Origin of the sequence: Nostoc sp. JL33, assembly GCF_017114985.1 — a bacterium.
Lineage (GTDB): Bacteria > Cyanobacteriota > Cyanobacteriia > Cyanobacteriales > Nostocaceae > Nostoc.
This window is the reverse complement of the sequence record NZ_JABXKP010000087.1, coordinates 1-17,941: the sequence shown is the minus strand read 5'-3', so window position 1 is coordinate 17,941 and position 17,941 is coordinate 1. Positions and strand designations below refer to the sequence as shown.

Below are 17,941 nucleotides of genomic sequence, written 5' to 3'. Positions count from 1 at the left end.
TGACTTTTTGCTTACCTCTAGGTGATCGTTAATTACTATCCCTTATTGCCAAAACTTTAGGTGGTTCTGGTTTAAGCAAACCGTTCAACAGGGATGCGGGACGCTGACTGTAAGGCCAAGCGAAAGCGTGGCGGAAAGCTGCATCTTGACAAGCTTGGAGTTGTGCAAAATTAATAATGTCGTAAGTCAAGAGATTCTCATACTCAAATGGCAAACGCACATTGTGCAACCCAGCATTGTCAGTACAAATAGCAATATCTACCCCAGCATCAAAACAACGGTCAAAAACTAATTTCAGTTGACGTATATCCTGCAAAGTACCAGTTTTCAGGTAAGTTGTCGGACAAACCTCCAAACATTGTCCGCGTTTAGCCACATCATTAAGTAGCTCTGGATATAGTAGGGGAATTTGAATGCCGTGACCAATCCGCATCAAATAGGGTAACAGTTCTGGGTAACAACCGGCAGTGGTTTCATATAGATGTCCCGTGGTCTTAACGCCCAGCGATCGCGCATAATCATATAAGCTAATCCATTCTTCTAAGCGATCGGCGTAATAGCTATCACCGCCCGCTACATCTACTGCACAGACATACTGTTGATTTTGCGCCGCCAAATCAACAATCGCCTTGTTCACCTCATAGGGTAGGCGCGTGTGCATACAGAGAATTTGGCTAGTAACAATCGGATATTCTGGCTGGTGGCTGGCAAGTCCTACTACTTGCACAATTTCTGCCATCTTGTCAATTCTCTGTGATTGATTCAGATGCTCAGGTGTCCGCAAATAGGGAGTGTAGCGCAGTTCTAGATAAGCCAAATTTTCAAATATGTAAGCACCCCGCACTAAGCGATAGATAAAGTAAGGCAAAGTCTCCACAGTTTGCACACTTTCTACCAGAGTGTGTAATTCTAGATACTCATCTAGGGTGTTGCGTGGGCGGGTATAAAAATCTTCAAATTCGGAATAGTCACCAAAGCGGGAAATCAACTCCGAAGAATGTCGCTCGAAATATCGCCATAAAACTCGCGGTACGACCGAGCCGCCCAGATGTCTATGTAATTCAGCATATAAAGCCATAGTGGTATTTTTAGGTAAAAATATCAATTATTGTAACAAAAACATCGGAAGAAAAATCTGTACCCAAAAAAATTTAGCTCCAGAGAAGTTCCAGCATCCCACCATCTGGATTTTTCAACAGAGGCTCCGACCTAGAAGTTGCGCCAAGGTCGGGATTTTATGCTTATTTTCTGAAAATCCAGCATTTAATAGTGTTTTGAGCATAAATAAGGTTGACATTATTAAGATTAAATTGATAATATTAATGATCTTAATTTTTGTGCTACACTGAATAGACATTCTTATTGTTGAGCAAGTAAAATATAGCAATATATTTTTCCTTTAACTAAGCAAACTCCTGACAAGGTTGGTATTAATTGAAAATTCAAGCGTTGGATGTCAAGGCTGGCGATCGCATTATTGCTTACTGCAACAACAAAATGCAAACCTGCAAGGTAAAACGCATTTTAGATCCCGGTCAAGCTAATATCACACTATCAGTATTCACATCGGAAAATTATCGCGGCTGCTCAGTTTCATCTATAGTCCGCTTTCGGAGCAACGCCTTGGTTGATTTGGTAAGTTAAAAATCAAGAAAATATTCAATTTCAACAATCTCTCTAGCTATTGTCCAGCCTCAAACTGGCCCTAATTTTTATTAAAGGTGCGATGCCTGCGGTTCTTGCTAGCCTACGCACATACCAATCCATTAATTGTGGCTGGATGATTTTTAAAGAAAAGCGCCCTCACACTACACCAGTGCAGGCGGCAGCAATTTATAAAATTCTGAGAGGAAAAATTGGCAGTGTGATGGCGCAAAGCTTTCACCGGAGGCAATATCTAATCACAAGCCCTCCAGTTGATGGCTTTTGTTAGTTCTTTTTGACATCACGAGCCATGTTGAGGTAGTAGTCGTCAATTTTGGCATTAGGACTACGGCGGTTAGTGGCAGGAATTTTAGCAGTGTTATCCTGATTCGTTTCAATTGCCTGTTTTGCTGAAGCTTGCTTTATGGCTTGCGCCTCATCAGGTTCCAAGAAATAACCAGAGCTAGTAAATCCGAAAAGCTGGGCAAAAAAACCAAATATCTTTCCGAAAAAATTAGAAACACTTTGGAATAAAACACCAAACAAACCTTCAAAACGAAGGAACAAGTTCTGAACAATTTGAGGTAGACGAGGCATGACAGCACCTTCAATGATTGTCTCTTATCATTGTGACTCAATTGCGATCGCCAGATTGCTGCTATGGTAAAAATCTACCAGTGGGTAGGTATAGCCCCAATAAAGCCCAATCGCTGCAATATATAGTGTTGAATACTAGTTTTCCTGAACCAGCAAAACCGACTTCACGCGACGCTTGATAGAATTTCCCTCCAAATCAATCTTACCGTAAAAGGTTTTGCCATTGTAATAAAGCGAAGACGAACTCCCTCCATCCAGGTTCATCGCTTTATCAGCACCAAGAGTTTTCATAAAATCAGCTAATGCTGGTAAGGACACCCCATTAGCGGGAGCCGAGGATTTTTGAGCCACCATAACTAACACAACACTGCCATCACGGGTGATACCCACGGCAGTTCTGGCATTGGGTTGGTTGCTGCCAAGTGCATCTCGTTTGGTGGCATTATCTACAAAGCCCTCTTGTGCTAACGTGAGTTCTGGTAATAGGTTTGGGCCTGCACCTATAGCATCGACTAACTGACAACCTGCTGGTGGTGACTGACTGTGTTGCGTAATCGAATAGCTGATAGTTTTCCCACATAAGTAGCGGCGGAATTCTGTGCGATTGAATATTTGACCCAGGTAAGATTTTAAGTTGGGATTGTTCACCAAGCGATCGTTTTCCTTGGGGTCAGCGACCAACTTGCGTTGTCGGACAACATAGGATGTAGATTTTTGGTTAACTGGGTCAAAAAAGCCTGCGTTCAAAATAGCTACGGCTCGATGCTTCTGGGCGAATTCCTCTACAGTGGCTAGCTTCTGTGATAGTGCAGGAGTTACCAAAAATCTGCTATTAGCTGGAATTAACACGATATGAGCTATGCTTTGGGGCAAGGTGCGCTCGAAGTAGCGGATAGTTTTTGGTGGTGAAGATGCCACAGTTGGTATTGACGGTGTTGAGAAACGCAAATTAAACCATAACGCCATTGCCAAACTAATTAATATCAAACTCAGTAGTTTAATTTTTCTCACTTTTAATCCACTTGCGGTTAGCTCAAACAAAGTTAAGTCTTAAAAACTTAATAGTGTAACAGAAACACAAGCAGAAGTTAACCGTTTAAAGGTGCTGTTCCCATTGTTAATAGGCGATCGCTAATTTTTAGCTGATGGTAAAAATGCTCTCAAAAGCCCTATTCGATTAACTGTCGCGCACCTTGCGGTATAAGTATTTTAAAGACTTTCCATTCTTACAAGAGCTTGAAAACTTTGCTATTATGTACGCATACGCGCAACTAAACCTTAAAACCCAAATACAGTAAAGCTTTCAAAGATCAGCCGTTGCAAAATACCTTATCCCTTATAGGGATTGAAACACTGTGCTGAAGTCAGATTGATGTAGTGTGTATGTATGTTGCAAAATACCTTATCCCTTATAGGGATTGAAACTATTCCATCCATTCCTGAAACAATCCCTCAAATAAGGTTGCAAAATACCTTATCCCTTATAGGGATTGAAACGTAGGTTAAATGTACCTATTGCCTCGCCCAATTGAAAGTTGCAAAACACCTTATCCCTTATAGGGATTGAAACTACAATCAATTAACTTGTTAGTTGTCATAATTTTTTGTTGCAAAACACCTTATCCCTTATAGGGATTGAAACTTTTAACTTGACATATACCCTCGGAGGGTATATGTTGCAAAACACCTTATCCCTTATAGGGATTGAAACGCTTGAAACTTACTAAATCTAAATCCCTATCGGGGATTGAAAGACGATGTTAGAAACCACAAACCTGAAAAATATCTCCAAAAAATTCGCTATAGCCAGAAATTGTGCTTCTTTCAAAGAAAATGAGGCAATGAGAGCTATTGCATATAGCATGGATTTACTACTACCTGGTTTGTATATATGGCTACTTGGCTTTAGTTTTCGCATTGGTGGGAGCGTACCAGATGATATTCCCTATAAATATCCCGGTAAAATTCACAGTTACACTGGAATTGCTTTAGTATTACCAGGATATAGAATTTTTACGACTTACCAGGGTAGCTATGACCCTAAACAGACATCAGATACAGGGACTAACAGCTTTTAATTGTACGGTTCTCGACTCAAATACTTTTGAAACCTTAATGACTCAGGCAGGATATTCAATCTCAGGTAGCGCACCTGCACAGTCTAATAGAATAAAAGTATGGTGGATTCATAACGAATACCCAAGAGTCGAGTCTGTATATAGTCCAGATAAGACAATAGTGATAACGGCATATCATATTAACTAATATTTTTTATTTCTATTAACCATAGGACTTACGCACAGGTAAGGGAAAATCGAACCACAGAGGCACAGAGAACACGGAGGAATAAGAGTTTGAGAGGTATTTTGCGTAAGTTCTGAACCAATTTCCAACGTGGACAGAAAGTTTTGGTTGATAGGATTTTTTGTAGTCTGTGATACTTTCACCACCAAAATCAATTAGCCATCTCCTATAACTGATTCCAGTTCTGGAGACAGTGAATGTGCGTCTTTAGATGTTGAGGCAGGCAAGTACATTGTAAATTGAGTGCCTCTGCCTACCTGACTGTAAACATTCACAAAACCACCGTGATTTTTAATAATATCCAACGCCGTAGAAAGTCCTAAACCTGTACCTTTGCCTACCTCTTTGGTAGTGAAAAATGGTTCAAAAATCCGTTGCTGGACTAACGAAGACATCCCCATACCAGTATCCGTCACCACGATCGCAATATAAGAACCCACTTTGGCATCAATATTTATTTGGGCAGAATGTTCACCAATCACCACATTTTCCGCCGCAATCCTTAAAATACCGCCATTGGGCATAGCGTCGCGGGCGTTGACTACTAAATTTATCAGCACCTGATGTAGTTGAGTTGTGTCTGCACAGACGTACCATAGTTTTTTGGGGATATCTATCTGACAGATGATGCTTTTGGGGAATGTTTGAGCGATAATTTGCTCAATTTCTACCATCAAAGGCTGAATTTGCAAAATCGTCCGTTTGCCTTCAACGCCCCGTGCAAAGCACAAAACTTGCTTGAGCAAATTAGCACCGCGTTTAACATTATTTTCTAAAGTTTGCAGTATTTGCTGACTCTGCTGATCAGGCAATTTCTTCTGCAACAGTTGAACTGACATTAAAATTGGAGATAATATATTGTTGAGATCATGGGCGATACCAGAAGCTAAAGTGCCGATACTCTGCAAACGTTGCGATCGCAAAAGTTGAGCTTCTAGTTGTTTTTGCTGGGTTATATCTCGCATCAGTGCCAAATGGATGAACGTCTGATCAGATTCGTTACGCAGTGGTACGGCATGAGTTTGCATGTAGCGGCGAGTACCTTTAAATCCAACGATTTCAAACTCCAAAGTCCCCTTGTTACCTTGGCAGATACTTTTATGCAATTCGGCAAAGGCTGCTCTATACTCTGGTACAATTAGGGCATCAACTGGTTTACCAATCAAAACATCAGCACTTTCCACTTCCATTATTGCCAGCCCATAGGCATTAATTTCTAAAAGGGTGCCATCCCTGGCAATTAACTTGATGCATTCTGGTTCTGCATCTATCATGGCTCGTAAACGATTTTCGCTTTGGCGTAGAGCTAGTTCCGTCTGCTGAAGTTGCCTGATATAACGCCACAAGAAATCATACAGCAAAGTCACCAGCACCAAACCCACAATAGCAGCGATAAAAAATGTAACTATCGCCTTTTGGGAACTTGCTTGTGATTCCTGCATTACCTGCTGTAATAAATTTTGCTCCACCTTTAAAGAGTCGTGAATCAGATGTTGGATCTCTTTGCCAATTTGCTTATCTTTATCAGATAAGATTTGCTGCCGAACTACTTCTAATCCCTGGTTTTCTCTGAGGGAAATTTCTTGTTGCAGCATTTTGAGGCTGTTGGTAATTTTCGGCTCCAGCAAAGAAATCCACTGCTGCTTTTGATGGTTCTTAGCAATTAACTTGCTGAGAATCTGAATATTATTATTAGTTTGTTGATCAGCTGCAATATAGGTTTGTAAATCATCTGCATCTACTGTAATTAAATAATTACGTTGTGCAGTTTCAGCATCTTTGAGTGTAAGTTGGATACTTTCAAGCTGGGTAACAACTTCGTAGGAGTATCTCACCCATTCCTGGTTGTGAATCAAATTAACAGTGTTGCTATATGAGACTACAGCACTAGTAAATACAACTGCCAATGCTAGGAGGAATATTGCTTTCAGCTTTGGGACTCGATACCATTTTTCGATCATGCGATCGCCCTTTCTGCCGCAGATGACCTCCATCAGTTAAGATTAAAGATTAAAAACAAATACTGAGAATATTTTAAGAATTTTGATAACACGGGTAGCAAAATACAATCTGTTAAAGTTGTAAATATCTGGATTTTTGGGAATGATAATTTATACATAAGATTCACAAATAAATCCGCTAATTTTTAATATAAATTCATTTTTAGTAGTAAGTATAGCGAATGCAGTTGGATAAGATCAGTTGCCTATCCATAATGTTTTTAGAGATATTGCATTGCAAAGTCTCTATGTTTGGAATTTTAATTAACCCCGCATTATCCGTAAATCCAAAACAAAGCCAGATAATATATCTACTCCAGACAAGCTAGTACCGCAAGGCGGAAGTCACGCATTCAAAAGTATTATGGAATAAGCTATCAGAGGGATTTGAAATGGTTGCTCTATTTACGCCGTGGCGTACTAGTGGGGGACTCTTATGCCGACAGAGTTGATAAAATTGGTCTTTGTTGAAAACAGCTAGATTGTTCTAGAATTAGCTTGACATGATTCAAAGAATATGTTAAAAATTATAGTTTGTGGAAACTTTACTTCTTAAAATAAGCTCTTGGCTAACGTCATTGTCATAGGTGCCCAATGGGGCGATGAAGGAAAAGGTAAAATAACTGACTTACTCAGCCGTTCGGCAGATGTTGTGGTACGTTACCAAGGGGGTGTCAATGCTGGACACACGATTGTAGTCAAAGGTCAGACCCTTAAGCTGCACTTGATTCCCTCTGGTATTTTGTATCCAAATACCGATTGCATAATCGGGTGTGGAACAGTGATCGATCCACAGATTTTGATCGCAGAACTCGACCAACTAAAAGAATTAAATATTTCCACTGACCACCTGCTGATATCTGAGACAGCCCACGTAACGATGCCTTATCATCGGTTGATTGACCAGGCATCTGAAGAACGACGTGGAAGCCATAAGATCGGCACAACAGGGCGGGGCATTGGGCCGACTTATGCTGACAAATCTGAACGTATAGGCATTCGGGTTTTAGATTTGATGGACCCGGATGGGCTACGTGAGCAGTTGGAGTGGACGATTAATTATAAAAACGTCATTTTAGAAAAGCTTTACAACTTGCCGCCTCTAGATCCAGAAGAGGTGATTGAACAGTATTTGGGGTATGCAGAACGCTTGCGGCCTTACGTTGTTGATACATCGTACAAAATATCCGATGCGATTGGGCGACGGCGCAATATTTTGTTTGAAGGCGCACAAGGTACGCTCCTTGACCTAGATCACGGAACTTATCCCTATGTTACCTCCTCTAACCCTGTGGCGGGCGGGGCTTGCGTTGGTACAGGGGTAGGGCCGACAATGATTGACCGGGTAATTGGGGTGTCGAAAGCCTATACAACGCGGGTGGGAGAGGGGCCATTTCCCACGGAATTGGATGGAGAGTTGGGAGAATTGTTGTGCGATCGCGGTGCCGAATTTGGCACAACCACCGGTCGCAAACGGCGTTGCGGCTGGTTTGATGCGGTCATCGGTCGCTATGCGGTGCGGATTAACGGCATGGATTGTATGGCGCTCACCAAACTGGATGTCCTCGATGAATTAGAGTCAATCCAAGTTTGTGTCGCCTATGACATAGATGGCGATCGCACCGAATATTTCCCCACCAGTTCCCGTAAATTTGCCAGATGTCGCCCCATCTACAAAACCTTACCAGGATGGCAAGTGTCAACAACTCACTGCCGCACCCTAGAAGAGTTACCACAGCAAGCCCTGGACTATCTAAAATTCTTAGCCGAATTGATGGAAGTCCCGATCGCGATCGTCTCACTAGGAGCAAGCCGCGATCAAACCATAATTGTAGAAGACCCCATCCACGGCCCCAAACGCGCTTTATTGCACCCCGACGGTACACCTGCTACCTTACTTAGTGCGTAAATTAGTCATTAGTTATTAGTCATTGGTCATTAGCAAATGACAAAGGACAAAGGACAAATGACAACTGACAACTGACAAATGACAAAGGACAACTTCTATGGCTATTACAGTCGAATCTCAAAAACGCCCAGAAGGCAGCAAGCCTAGAGCTTTGCGTCGTTCTGGACTGATACCTGCCAATTTGTACGGTCACAAGGGTACAGAGTCTATTTCTTTGACTATTGAGGCCAAAACTGTTGAGCGCTTGCTCAAAAGAGCTTCAGTCAACAACACTTTGATTGATTTAAACGTGACTGATATACCTTGGCGCGGCAAAGCCCTGCTGCGGGAACTTCAGATCCATCCAGCAAAAGGTACGCCTTACCATCTCAGCTTTTTCGCGGTTGCGGGCCACGGTGACACCACTGTAGAAGTTCGGTTCCGTTTTGTGGGAACTGCTATTGGTGTTAAACAAGATGGTGGTGTGTTAGACACCGTAATCACTGAATTGCAAGTGAGTTGTGCGCCAGAAAATATCCCAGAGGTAATTGAAATCGATGTCACTAACCTGCAAATGGGAGACAGCTTAAGTATTAGTGATATAGTTTTTCCTGAAGGTGTAACACCTCTAGCTGAACCAGAGCGACTTATTGTTAGCGTTTTGCCGCCGCAAATCAGCGCTGAGGATATTGAGCCAGAAGCTGAAGCAGTTACTTAAGCTAGATAAACTGTGTAATAATTCTTGATCATGCCAGGGGAGAACTCCTGGTTTTTTTGTATTTAGAGAAGAAAGAAAAGAGATGACAGAAGTAACTCTTCCAGCTTTAATTCAGCAAATGTTGCAGCCTGGATTTTATCCCCATACGGTAACAGAACCTATTCAACTAATTCAAACCCACATTTCTTATGTACTGTTAACTGGGGATTATGCCTATAAGTTGAAAAAACCTGTGAATTTTGGCTTTTTGGACTTTTCCACCTTAGAGAAGCGGCAGCATTTTTGTCAGGAAGAGTTACGGTTAAATCAACGGGGTGCTGGTGAATTGTATTTAGAAGTTTTGCCCATAACTTTGGTAGGAGAGCAATATCAGTTAGGGGGAAAGACTGAGGCTGTAGAATACGTGCTGAAGATGCGCCAGTTTCCTCAAGAGTCTCTATTAAGTACACTTTTTGAACAGGGTAACTTAAATGAAACACACCTAGAAGAGTTAGGACGGGTGGTGGCTCAATACCATGCCGAAGCACAGACGAATGATTATATTCGCAGTTTTGGTGAAGTGCCAGAAGTTCGGGTTGCAATTGATGAGAATTATCAGCAAGCTGAGAAGTATATTGGTGGCCCTCAGACGCAGGCGCAATTTCTAGAAACAAAGCAATATACAGATAACTTTTTTGTAGAACGTCCAGAATTATTTGCTAACAGAATTCATAACGATTATATTCGTGAATGTCACGGGGATTTACACCTGAGAAATATTGCACTGTGGCACGACAAAATCCTGCTGTTTGATTGCATTGAGTTTAACGAGCCGTTTCGCTTTGTCGATGTGATGTACGATGTAGCGTTCACCGTGATGGATTTAGAGGCGCGGCAACGTCAAGACTTGGGTAATGCGTTTTTGAATGCCTACGTCGAGCAAACTGGAGATTGGGAAGGCTTACAGGTATTGCCTTTGTATTTAAGTCGTCAGGCTTATGTCCGGGCAAAAGTAAATTCATTTTTGCTAGACGATCCGAATGTACCCGCAACGGTAAAGGAAGAGGCGGCAAAAACCGCAGCTGATTATTACAAACAGGCTTGGGACTACACTAAACCAAAGCTGGGACAACTAATTTTGATGTCCGGTTTGTCGGGTTCTGGTAAAAGTACCACAGCACGGTATTTAGCTCGTCAACTGGGGGCGATTCACCTTCGTTCGGATGCGGTGCGGAAACATCTAGGAGGAATTCCTCTGTGGGAAAAGGGTGGCGATGATTTGTATACACCAGAGATGACCGAGAAAACTTACACACGGCTGTTGGAATTGGGAATTATACTGGCTAATCAAGGTTTTTCGGTGATTTTGGATGCCAAGTATGATAGACAGCAGTTACGGCAAGATGCGATCGCTCAAGCTACAAAGCACCAACTTCCGCTTCAGATTATCCAATGCACAGCACCTCTTGAAGTTCTAAAAGAGCGTTTGAACAATCGCACTGGTGATATCGCTGATGCTACCGCCGATTTATTAGCCTCACAAATCAAACAAGCTGAACCTTTCACTGAAGAAGAACAATCCTACGTAAAAATTTTAGATACAACTCAACCACAACAGGCACAATTAAAAGCAGTAATTCCCCAATAGCTTTTTTACTCTATGGCAGACAAAAAGAACGACTTTTTTAGTATTTCTCCCAGTTTCTTTTCTCAGCTCTTATTTGGAGCATTTTTAATATTTATATTAATAATGACCGGCTCTGCACCAGCCCTGAGCATCTTCTTAGGTATCACTGGTGGTTTCATCTTAAGCTGGATCACAAATGTAACCAATAATAGCACTGAGGCTCCAACTGTAGCATCCTCTGATGGTGTCGATACAGGATTGAAATATTGGTTATTTTTCATGCTTGGCTTTGTATATTTAGGGTATCCAGCACCCATGAGTATCTTGCTAGGTGGAATAGGGGCTTTAGCTGGAGGCTGGATTACTGCTTGGTGGGGAAGTAAGGAACCAACTAGAACTCAGTTGCAAGTTGAAGAACCAGAAGAGGGCGAAGAGGAAGTTGAACCAACAAACGAGAGGATGAACAAACGGCAATCAAGAAGAGCCGGCCGCCGTTACCGTCGCGCTCCTGGAAGTACTATCAATTTCAGGTTTTGGGAAAAGTAATAATTGGGGCATTGGCCAATTCAATTTTGGATTTTAGATTTTAGATTTTGGATTAAGTTTCAATTCTTTAATCCAAAATCTAAAATTTAAAATTCTTACTCCCCACTATGTTTTTATATCTATCCAAGTTACTGCCACTATTTTTTTATCCACTAGGACTAGCCTGCGTAAGCTTGCTAGTAGCATTGGTGACGTTGTGGAAACGACCGCGCACTGCGGCGATCGCAATTGCTTTTGCCCTAGCTTTATTGCTATTTTGTAGTAATGCTTGGATCGCTAAATCATTAGTGCGATCGCTAGAAAGGCAAATTCCACCCGCCCAAATACCAGTCGCAGAAGCAATTGTGGTTTTAGGTGGCGCAACTAAATCAGCTTTTCCCCCAAGACCTACTGTAGATTTGAGTGAAGCAGGCGACCGCGTGATTTATGCCGCACAACTATATCGCCAAAAAAAAGCGCCTATAATCATTCTCAGCGGAGGTCGCATTGATTGGCGTGGAGGTGGTTCACCAGAGTCGGCAGATATGGCAACAATACTTACATCTATTGGTATTCCATCTGAGGCGATTGTCCAAGAATCTGAATCTCTGAATACTTATCAAAATGCAGTGAATGTCCGAAAAATTTTGTCATTGCGTGGCATTCGTCAGGTATTATTAGTTACTTCTGCAATGCATATGCCGCGATCGCTTCAGATTTTCCAGCGTCAAGGAATTTATGCCATTCCTGCACCGACTGATTTTCTGGTTAGTGAGCGTGATTTGCAAGAACTCGGCAGCACGCCCAAAGCCGCTATACTGAATTTATTACCTGATACCGACAACTTACACCAATTTACCAGCGCTTTAAAAGAGTACATTGGTTCTTTTATCTATCGCTTACGCGGTTGGCTTTAATCAAGTTAGGAGTTGTTAGAAAGTTAGGAGTTAGGAGTTATGAGTTATTAATTATAAAGTGCGGTAATTCCCTCAATTGAAAACTCCCCACTCCCCACTCCCCACTCCCCACTCCCCACTCTTAACTTTATGTCTAAAAATTTACCTTATATTATGCCATCCCCTCAACCCCAAGTTGAGGAAGCTTTTGCCGCTCACCAAACAACCCACCAGTTCTACCACGAAGTTCGGTCACGGTCAGAGTATCAGCGTTATTGTGAATGGTATTATACAATAGCAGAACAGAACCGCCAAGACCTTAAAAGAATGCGCGGCGAACTGAATATTTTTCAGTGGTTTCGCCGCCGATGAGTGATTTAGATGACTTCTAATTCATTTTCACGTAAATGGGCTTTAAACTTTTTACTAAACTGGACTACAAGCGGGAAATTAGCGCTTACAGGTCTGTCTCGCCATTGGGTGGCAATACCTACTACATCGCCTTCAGTGCCTTTGATGTCAAAAGGCAGATTTCGATGTTCAGGATGATGATACACTACTACCGACTCTTTAACGCGGACGCGATCGCCAACTTTCATAACAACATTTACACCTAGCATTTTCTTTTCCACAACTATCTGCTACAAAATATATAATTAAATCGCTTGAATTTGATTTAATCAGCTATTTCTTGACGCTTCATCGGGGTGCAACGGCGCATTTAACCCTCTGCGTCCAGGCAAGGCAGCGCGTTGGGGGGGTTCCCACGCCACTCCCCCCAACGGAGGGAACCTCCGCAAGGGGGTGGCTCCCCGTTGTAGCGACTGCCGCACGTCTTAGCAATCCGTGCGTACTTATTTAAGTTTTTTGCCGCGTTAATAAGTATCGCCCCTATCCTTCCTCTTTACCCCAAAAGTAGGGAAATGAAAGGAAATAAGCCGATATCAGATGTGCTTAGTACTGTGACAAGATATCTAACCCTTTTATCTTCACTCTCGGATGTTCCCCAGGTCAACTCTTTCACCAATTTTCGTGCATAGCAGATGCGCTCTTATAAGTATATATTTTTGCTCTATATAATCTCCTCTTCACCGCCCCATCTCCCCCAGCTCAAAAATAGCACTCATTCATCTGTGGCTCGTCCACTCAAATTTGCAATCACCAATACCAATTGAGTCAGATCAATCGGTTTAGCTAGATGCATTTGGAAACCAGCATCAATCGCCTTTTGCCGCTCTTGCTCGGTAGCATAGGCAGTGATTGCTGCTGCTGGAATTTGTCCCCCAACTTCAGCCTCAAGCTCTCTAACCTGACGAATCAGGGAGAAACCATCTTCCTCTGGCATCCCAATATCTGCTAGAAGCAGATCATATTTGCCAGGAGATTCAGTTAAAGCCGCGATCGCTTCTTTTGCCGATGTAACAACCACTACTTCAGCCCCAAAGTCTTCTAACATCCACTTGATTAAATCGCGGCTGTCCGCTTGATCATCTACAGCTAAGATGCATAATCCTTCAAGGATAAGGGATTGAGTCTTACCATTTAATGTGTCCAGAGTCTCCCACAAAACGCTCGGCTCTAAATTAAGTTAGCCGTGTAATCTTCGGTGGCATTGAGCGCAGAGGCAGCCTGATGGTGATCGTGGTTCCTTTTCCCTCGCCTGGACTTTGTGCTTGAACTGTTCCACCGTGAAGTTCTATCAGATCACGGACAATTGACAAGCCCAATCCAAGTCCCTGAGTTGTTTTGCTGCTGCTGGAATCTCCTTGGCGGAAGCGATCAAAAACATAGGGCAGCAAGTCTGCCCGGATGCCAATTCCTGTGTCGCTGACTCGAATTTGGGCGTGACTATCTACAGCTTCGAGCATAATTCCCACTCGCCCATCGGGTGGAGTGAACTTAATCGCGTTAGAAAGTAAATTCCACAGAACTTGCTGTAAGCGATCAAAATCTCCGACAACTGTCGCCGAGTTCAACTGTAAAACAATTTGAATGCTTTTCGCCTCTGCGGAAAATTCTATAGACTTAATGGCGGCATCCACTACTGAAACTAGATCGAGTACACGAGTATTTAAATGAAGCTTTCTACTCGTAATCCGTGAGACATCCAGCAGATCATCGATTAATTTAGCTTGCAGTTTAGCACTCCGCTCCACCACTTCCCAGGCACGAGTTACTGCTGAAGAATCTAAATCGCGGCTGCGGAAAAGTTGCGCCCAGCCCAGTATAGTATTGAGCGGGTTACGAAGTTCATGGGAGAGATTCGACAGGAATTCATCTTTGGCTCGGTTGGCAATTTGGGCCTGTTGACGGGCTGACTGCTCCTGTGCTAGAAGCTTGGATCGCTCTAACTCAAACTGTTTGCGATCGCTAATATCTTCAATCGCCAGCAAAATCCTTTCGGCATCTCCCTGTTGAATAATTTTCCAGCCATTGAGCAGCATGATTTTCTTCCCAATCCGCTCAAAACGATGCTCCACCTCCAAGTTTTGAACAGTGGTATCGTTAACCAGAATGTCTTCTAATATCTGTTGTAGTCCGCGCAGGTTCCACTGACCATTCCCTAGTTCAAAAATCAGAGATTGCGCTGTCTCTGATGGTGAAACCTGAAATGTTTCATAAAACGAGCGATTGGCTTTGTTCACCCGGAAATCAGAATCAAGCACGATTAACGGCACTTGTACCGTCTCCACAATCGCTTCAGCGTAATTCCGGGCTTGTTCTAAGGTTGCTGCACTGCGTTTGAGAACATCAATATCTATTAACACCAACACTATACCGTCAATCTTGTTTTCTGTGGTGCGATAAGGACGGATGCGGAGGTTGTACCAATGTCCCTCCAGAGTTTGGACTTCTAATTCTTTGATACCGAGTGTGTCAAGTACCTCCAAAATTAGAGTTTCTAAGTCAGGAAGATCGAGATTCGCTCTGATGTCACTCAAGGGTCGTCCAGCATCGGCGGGAATTAAATTGAAAAGCCGCTGCGCCATTGGCGTAAAACGTCGAACCCGTAAGTCCAAAGTCAATATCAAAATCGGAATATTGATACTCGCAAGCAAATTGGTGAGATCGTTGTTAACTTGGTGTAATTCCAGATTTCGACTACGAAGTTCTTCATTAGTTGTGTTGAGTTCTTCGTTGGTTGCTTGAATCTCTTCTTTGGCAGTTTCTAGCTCCTCATTGGTGCTTTGTAACTCTTCATTGCTGGAGAGGATTTCTTCATTGGCAACTTTCAGGTCTTGATTGATGTCTTCTTGCTCTTGGATCACCGCTTGCAGATACTCTTGAGTAGCAGTTCGCTCTTGCTGGGCGGTTGCGAGTTCCTGCCTGAGCCGAACAATCTCACGCTCTATATCTCCCGGCTCTGAGCTTTCAGAATTTACCGGACTGAGGTTGCTAACTGTGGGTGGGGCTTCTTCAAATAAAACCAGAAAGTAGAATTCTTCCTTAGTCGCAGGTTTGAATGGAATCACCTCAAGATTGATGATTCTGGAAAGATCGCCCTCTTCAATCCGTAACCCTTGCTTTCTAACTAGAATTTTTTGCCGTTGTGCCTGATAAATTGTCGCCCGTAGCTCGATGAGCAAGCCTTGGCGCACCATTTGGAATAAGTTAAGACTCGGTTTCCCAGGTGCAAGTTTTAGGTAAAGATCGATTTCTCCCCGAAATTGCAGCACGTCCATCTTGTCGTTGATCACCACACCCACGGGGGCATAGCGATTCAAGATTAGTTGGTCAGTTTTTCTCTCTAAATCCAACTCATCTGATGGATTCTCATTGCTCGGCTTTGGTTCGTCCACTTTTACTATCGGATAATTGCTGGTAACGAACGAAAAAGTTGGACGAACTGAAGTTAGTTTCTTGGCATAAATTTTATAGTTTTTATCAATCAGAGTAAACCAGTCCCAATATTTACCTGTGCTTTCTGAAGTTCCTAGTAGCAGAAAGCCAGTCGGGTTGAGACTGTAATGAAAGATGGGCAATATCCGTTTTTGCAACGTAGCGTCTAAGTAAATCAGTACATTCCGGCAGCTAATTAAATCTAAGTTGGAAAAAGGGGGGTCACTGCCCAAGTCTTGTCGAGCAAACACACATAGTTCGCGGACAGCTTTGTTAATTTGATATTTACCGCCCTCAAGGGCATTAAAAAATCTGCGGCGGCGCTCTGGTGAGACTTCCACCATTTGATTCTCTGCATAAATGCCTGATCTGGCTTTTTCAATTGCCATGTCGCTGATGTCTGTGGCAAAAATCTGGATCGGCGGCTGGGTTACTTTATCCAACAAAAACTCCAGCAAGGAGATAGCGATGGAATACACTTCTTCGCCCGTCGAACACCCTGCTACCCAAATCCGAATCGGCAACGCTGCCGACTTGTTTTGCATGATAGTGGGAAAGACTCGCTCTTTCAACAGTTGAAATGCTTCGGGATCGCGGAAAAAATGGGTGACGTGGATCAAAATTTCTTCATAGAGCGCCTTGACTTCAGCCGAATTCTCTTGCAAATACTGGGCATAATCCTCCAAGCGTTCTAGTTTATACAACAGCATTCGGCGCTGGATTCGGCGATCAAGGGTGTTGGGCTTGTAGTGGCTGAAGTCAACGCCAGTTTGCGATCGCAATAATACAAAAATAGTTGCCAGGGCATCTCCCTGTTCGGGCAATTTCTCAACACTGAGCAGCGGCAATGAGCCACAAAGAAAAGCATTGCGACTGAGGTTTACCAGTTCCTCTGCGATTTTTTGAGGCGGCAGCACAAAATCGACATTCCCTGTGGCAACAGCAGTATTAGGCATACTATCGAATTTTGCCGTGTCTTCACACTGAGCAAAAGTCACGCCTCCGGCTGCCTTGATTGCCTTCAGCCCCAGTGAACCGTCTCCATCCGCCCCAGATAGAACCACTGCGATCGCTTTGCGCCCTCGATCTGTTGCCAAGGAAGTAAAGAACGCATCACCAGGCATATATTTACCATCAACTTTCTCTCGCGGCGTGAGTTGCAACACCCCATTAAATAAGATCATCTTAGTGTTAGGCGGAATAACGTAGACCTGGTTAGGTTCTACAGTCACGCCGTCTTGCACTTCAGTGACAGGCATTTTAGTTGTTCTTCCCAGAATCTCGCTCAACAGACTCTTGTGCTTAGGGTCTAAATGTTGAATCAGCACAAATGCCATCCCTGTATCGGTAAGCAAATGTTTGAGTACCTGTGTAAATGCTTCTAATCCACCAGCAGAGGCGGCAATGCCAACAATGGGAAATAAACTATCTGTATTGTCTTGCTGCTCTACCTCAAACGCTTCATTAGCGGTAGATTCAGATACAACTTGCTCAGAGGGTTGATTAGATGTCATAGGATGAAGTTTAGCACCGCAATGTTTTGGCAGCTAAGGTTTGTATTTGAGGCTAATTTATTTAATTAAGTTGTATTTGTAAGAGGTGAGGTAGCAACTATTAAACAAGGTTTTTCAAGTTTAATAAATCTCTCAAATTGCAGACAGTTCTAATTTTTGAATTTTTGCCTGAGCGTAATTTGATAAATATAAATTTTTAGGACTTGTACATTGACAAAGTCCTACTTTTGTGATTATAAAGGGTAAAATCATTGCAAATACTTTAGCAGAGCCAGTTCTAGCGAAGCGGTAATCGCATTAATGACGAGGTTAATATCCATCTTTCTTGTGCTGGAAGTCCCTTGTAATACTCTTATACCAATTTAATATGAAGCTACATATAATAGAGGGAAGCAAACTCGGTAAGTTT

16 protein-coding genes and 1 CRISPR repeat array are annotated in these 17,941 nt (G+C 42.8%); of the genes, 9 read left to right on the top strand and 7 right to left on the bottom strand.

The features are described from left to right. Positions 1–28: 28 nt before the first annotated feature. Positions 29–1,078, bottom strand: a complete 1,050-nt coding sequence (locus tag HWQ23_RS25515) for an adenosine deaminase (RefSeq protein WP_292834574.1) — start codon at positions 1,076–1,078, stop codon at positions 29–31. A 356-nt stretch (positions 1,079–1,434) separates the two neighbouring features. On the opposite strand from HWQ23_RS25515, the gene HWQ23_RS25510 reads away from it, so the two are divergent. Both HWQ23_RS25510 and HWQ23_RS25505 read left to right on the top strand, forming a co-directional pair. Next, positions 1,435–1,644, top strand: a complete 210-nt coding sequence (locus HWQ23_RS25510) for a hypothetical protein (RefSeq protein WP_292834571.1) — start codon at positions 1,435–1,437, stop codon at positions 1,642–1,644. Positions 1,645–1,726: 82 nt separating this feature from the next. Further along, complete coding sequence (locus HWQ23_RS25505) at positions 1,727–1,933, top strand: hypothetical protein (RefSeq protein WP_292834568.1); 207 nt, start codon at positions 1,727–1,729, stop codon at positions 1,931–1,933. Here HWQ23_RS25505 and HWQ23_RS25500 read toward each other — a convergent pair. Further along, positions 1,930–2,241, bottom strand: coding sequence for a threonine dehydratase (locus HWQ23_RS25500; protein WP_292834565.1), 312 nt, complete (start codon positions 2,239–2,241; stop codon positions 1,930–1,932). The two genes, HWQ23_RS25505 and HWQ23_RS25500, sit on opposite strands and share 4 nt — an antisense overlap. Before the next feature lie 135 nt (positions 2,242–2,376). Then, the gene (locus HWQ23_RS25495; protein WP_292834563.1) at positions 2,377–3,252 is read right to left on the bottom strand and encodes a phosphodiester glycosidase family protein; all 876 of its coding nucleotides are present in this window, start codon (positions 3,250–3,252) and stop codon (positions 2,377–2,379) included. Between the two features lie 305 nt (positions 3,253–3,557). Further along, a CRISPR array of direct repeats spans positions 3,558–3,952; the repeat unit is 36 nt; unit sequence GTTGCAAAATACCTTATCCCTTATAGGGATTGAAAC. 46 nt (positions 3,953–3,998) lie between these two features. Here HWQ23_RS25495 and HWQ23_RS25490 point away from each other — a divergent pair. After that, entirely contained in the window at positions 3,999–4,319 is a 321-nt protein-coding gene (locus HWQ23_RS25490; protein ID WP_292834560.1) for a hypothetical protein, read from the top strand. Between the two features lie 381 nt (positions 4,320–4,700). Here the strand turns inward: HWQ23_RS25490 and HWQ23_RS25485 are convergent, their stop codons facing one another. After that, the gene (locus tag HWQ23_RS25485) at positions 4,701–6,539 is read right to left on the bottom strand and encodes a CHASE3 domain-containing protein (RefSeq protein ID WP_292834558.1); all 1,839 of its coding nucleotides are present in this window, start codon (positions 6,537–6,539) and stop codon (positions 4,701–4,703) included. Between the two features lie 571 nt (positions 6,540–7,110). Between HWQ23_RS25485 and HWQ23_RS25480 the strand changes: the two genes are divergently transcribed. The 6 genes from HWQ23_RS25480 to HWQ23_RS25455 all read left to right on the top strand — a co-directional run bounded on the left by HWQ23_RS25480 (position 7,111) and on the right by HWQ23_RS25455 (position 12,550). Then, the gene (locus HWQ23_RS25480) at positions 7,111–8,454 is read left to right on the top strand and encodes an adenylosuccinate synthase (protein WP_292834555.1); all 1,344 of its coding nucleotides are present in this window, start codon (positions 7,111–7,113) and stop codon (positions 8,452–8,454) included. Positions 8,455–8,551: 97 nt separating this feature from the next. Then, complete coding sequence (locus HWQ23_RS25475; RefSeq protein WP_292834552.1) at positions 8,552–9,151, top strand: 50S ribosomal protein L25/general stress protein Ctc; 600 nt, start codon at positions 8,552–8,554, stop codon at positions 9,149–9,151. 82 nt (positions 9,152–9,233) lie between these two features. Further along, positions 9,234–10,778, top strand: a complete 1,545-nt coding sequence (locus HWQ23_RS25470; RefSeq protein WP_292834549.1) for a bifunctional aminoglycoside phosphotransferase/ATP-binding protein — start codon at positions 9,234–9,236, stop codon at positions 10,776–10,778. 12 nt (positions 10,779–10,790) lie between these two features. Continuing rightward, positions 10,791–11,303 (top strand): hypothetical protein, encoded by a 513-nt coding sequence (locus tag HWQ23_RS25465; protein ID WP_292834546.1) that lies wholly within the window; start codon positions 10,791–10,793, stop codon positions 11,301–11,303. Between the two features lie 107 nt (positions 11,304–11,410). After that, on the top strand, positions 11,411–12,199 hold the full coding sequence (locus tag HWQ23_RS25460; RefSeq protein ID WP_292834543.1) for a YdcF family protein: 789 nt from the start codon (positions 11,411–11,413) through the stop codon (positions 12,197–12,199). A 129-nt stretch (positions 12,200–12,328) separates the two neighbouring features. After that, positions 12,329–12,550, top strand: a complete 222-nt coding sequence (locus HWQ23_RS25455) for a hypothetical protein (RefSeq protein ID WP_292834541.1) — start codon at positions 12,329–12,331, stop codon at positions 12,548–12,550. Between the two features lie 5 nt (positions 12,551–12,555). Here HWQ23_RS25455 and HWQ23_RS25450 read toward each other — a convergent pair whose 3' ends face one another. From HWQ23_RS25450 to HWQ23_RS25440, 3 genes are all read right to left on the bottom strand, one after another. Next, positions 12,556–12,777, bottom strand: coding sequence for a ferredoxin-thioredoxin reductase variable chain (locus HWQ23_RS25450; protein WP_292834722.1), 222 nt, complete (start codon positions 12,775–12,777; stop codon positions 12,556–12,558). A gap of 524 nt (positions 12,778–13,301) precedes the next feature. Further along, positions 13,302–13,745, bottom strand: a complete 444-nt coding sequence (locus HWQ23_RS25445; RefSeq protein ID WP_292834538.1) for a response regulator — start codon at positions 13,743–13,745, stop codon at positions 13,302–13,304. A gap of 16 nt (positions 13,746–13,761) precedes the next feature. Next, positions 13,762–17,532 (bottom strand): chemotaxis protein CheB, encoded by a 3,771-nt coding sequence (locus tag HWQ23_RS25440; protein ID WP_292834535.1) that lies wholly within the window; start codon positions 17,530–17,532, stop codon positions 13,762–13,764. Positions 17,533–17,941 lie beyond the last annotated feature (409 nt).

Excerpts from the sequence above, each read along its gene's own strand:
- HWQ23_RS25455 (WP_292834541.1), top strand. The coding sequence starts at position 12,329 with ATGTCTAAAAATTTACCTTATATTATGCCATCCCCTCAACCCCAAGTT.
- HWQ23_RS25440 (WP_292834535.1), bottom strand. The coding sequence starts at position 17,532 with ATGACATCTAATCAACCCTCTGAGCAAGTTGTATCTGAATCTACCGCT.
- HWQ23_RS25500 (WP_292834565.1), bottom strand. The coding sequence starts at position 2,241 with ATGCCTCGTCTACCTCAAATTGTTCAGAACTTGTTCCTTCGTTTTGAA.
- HWQ23_RS25450 (WP_292834722.1), bottom strand. The coding sequence starts at position 12,777 with ATGAAAGTTGGCGATCGCGTCCGCGTTAAAGAGTCGGTAGTAGTGTAT.
- HWQ23_RS25505 (WP_292834568.1), top strand. The coding sequence starts at position 1,727 with ATGCCTGCGGTTCTTGCTAGCCTACGCACATACCAATCCATTAATTGT.
- HWQ23_RS25460 (WP_292834543.1), top strand. The coding sequence starts at position 11,411 with ATGTTTTTATATCTATCCAAGTTACTGCCACTATTTTTTTATCCACTA.
- HWQ23_RS25490 (WP_292834560.1), top strand. The coding sequence starts at position 3,999 with ATGTTAGAAACCACAAACCTGAAAAATATCTCCAAAAAATTCGCTATA.
- HWQ23_RS25515 (WP_292834574.1), bottom strand. The coding sequence starts at position 1,078 with ATGGCTTTATATGCTGAATTACATAGACATCTGGGCGGCTCGGTCGTA.
- HWQ23_RS25485 (WP_292834558.1), bottom strand. The coding sequence starts at position 6,539 with ATGGAGGTCATCTGCGGCAGAAAGGGCGATCGCATGATCGAAAAATGG.
- HWQ23_RS25470 (WP_292834549.1), top strand. The coding sequence starts at position 9,234 with ATGACAGAAGTAACTCTTCCAGCTTTAATTCAGCAAATGTTGCAGCCT.
- HWQ23_RS25465 (WP_292834546.1), top strand. The coding sequence starts at position 10,791 with ATGGCAGACAAAAAGAACGACTTTTTTAGTATTTCTCCCAGTTTCTTT.
- HWQ23_RS25475 (WP_292834552.1), top strand. The coding sequence starts at position 8,552 with ATGGCTATTACAGTCGAATCTCAAAAACGCCCAGAAGGCAGCAAGCCT.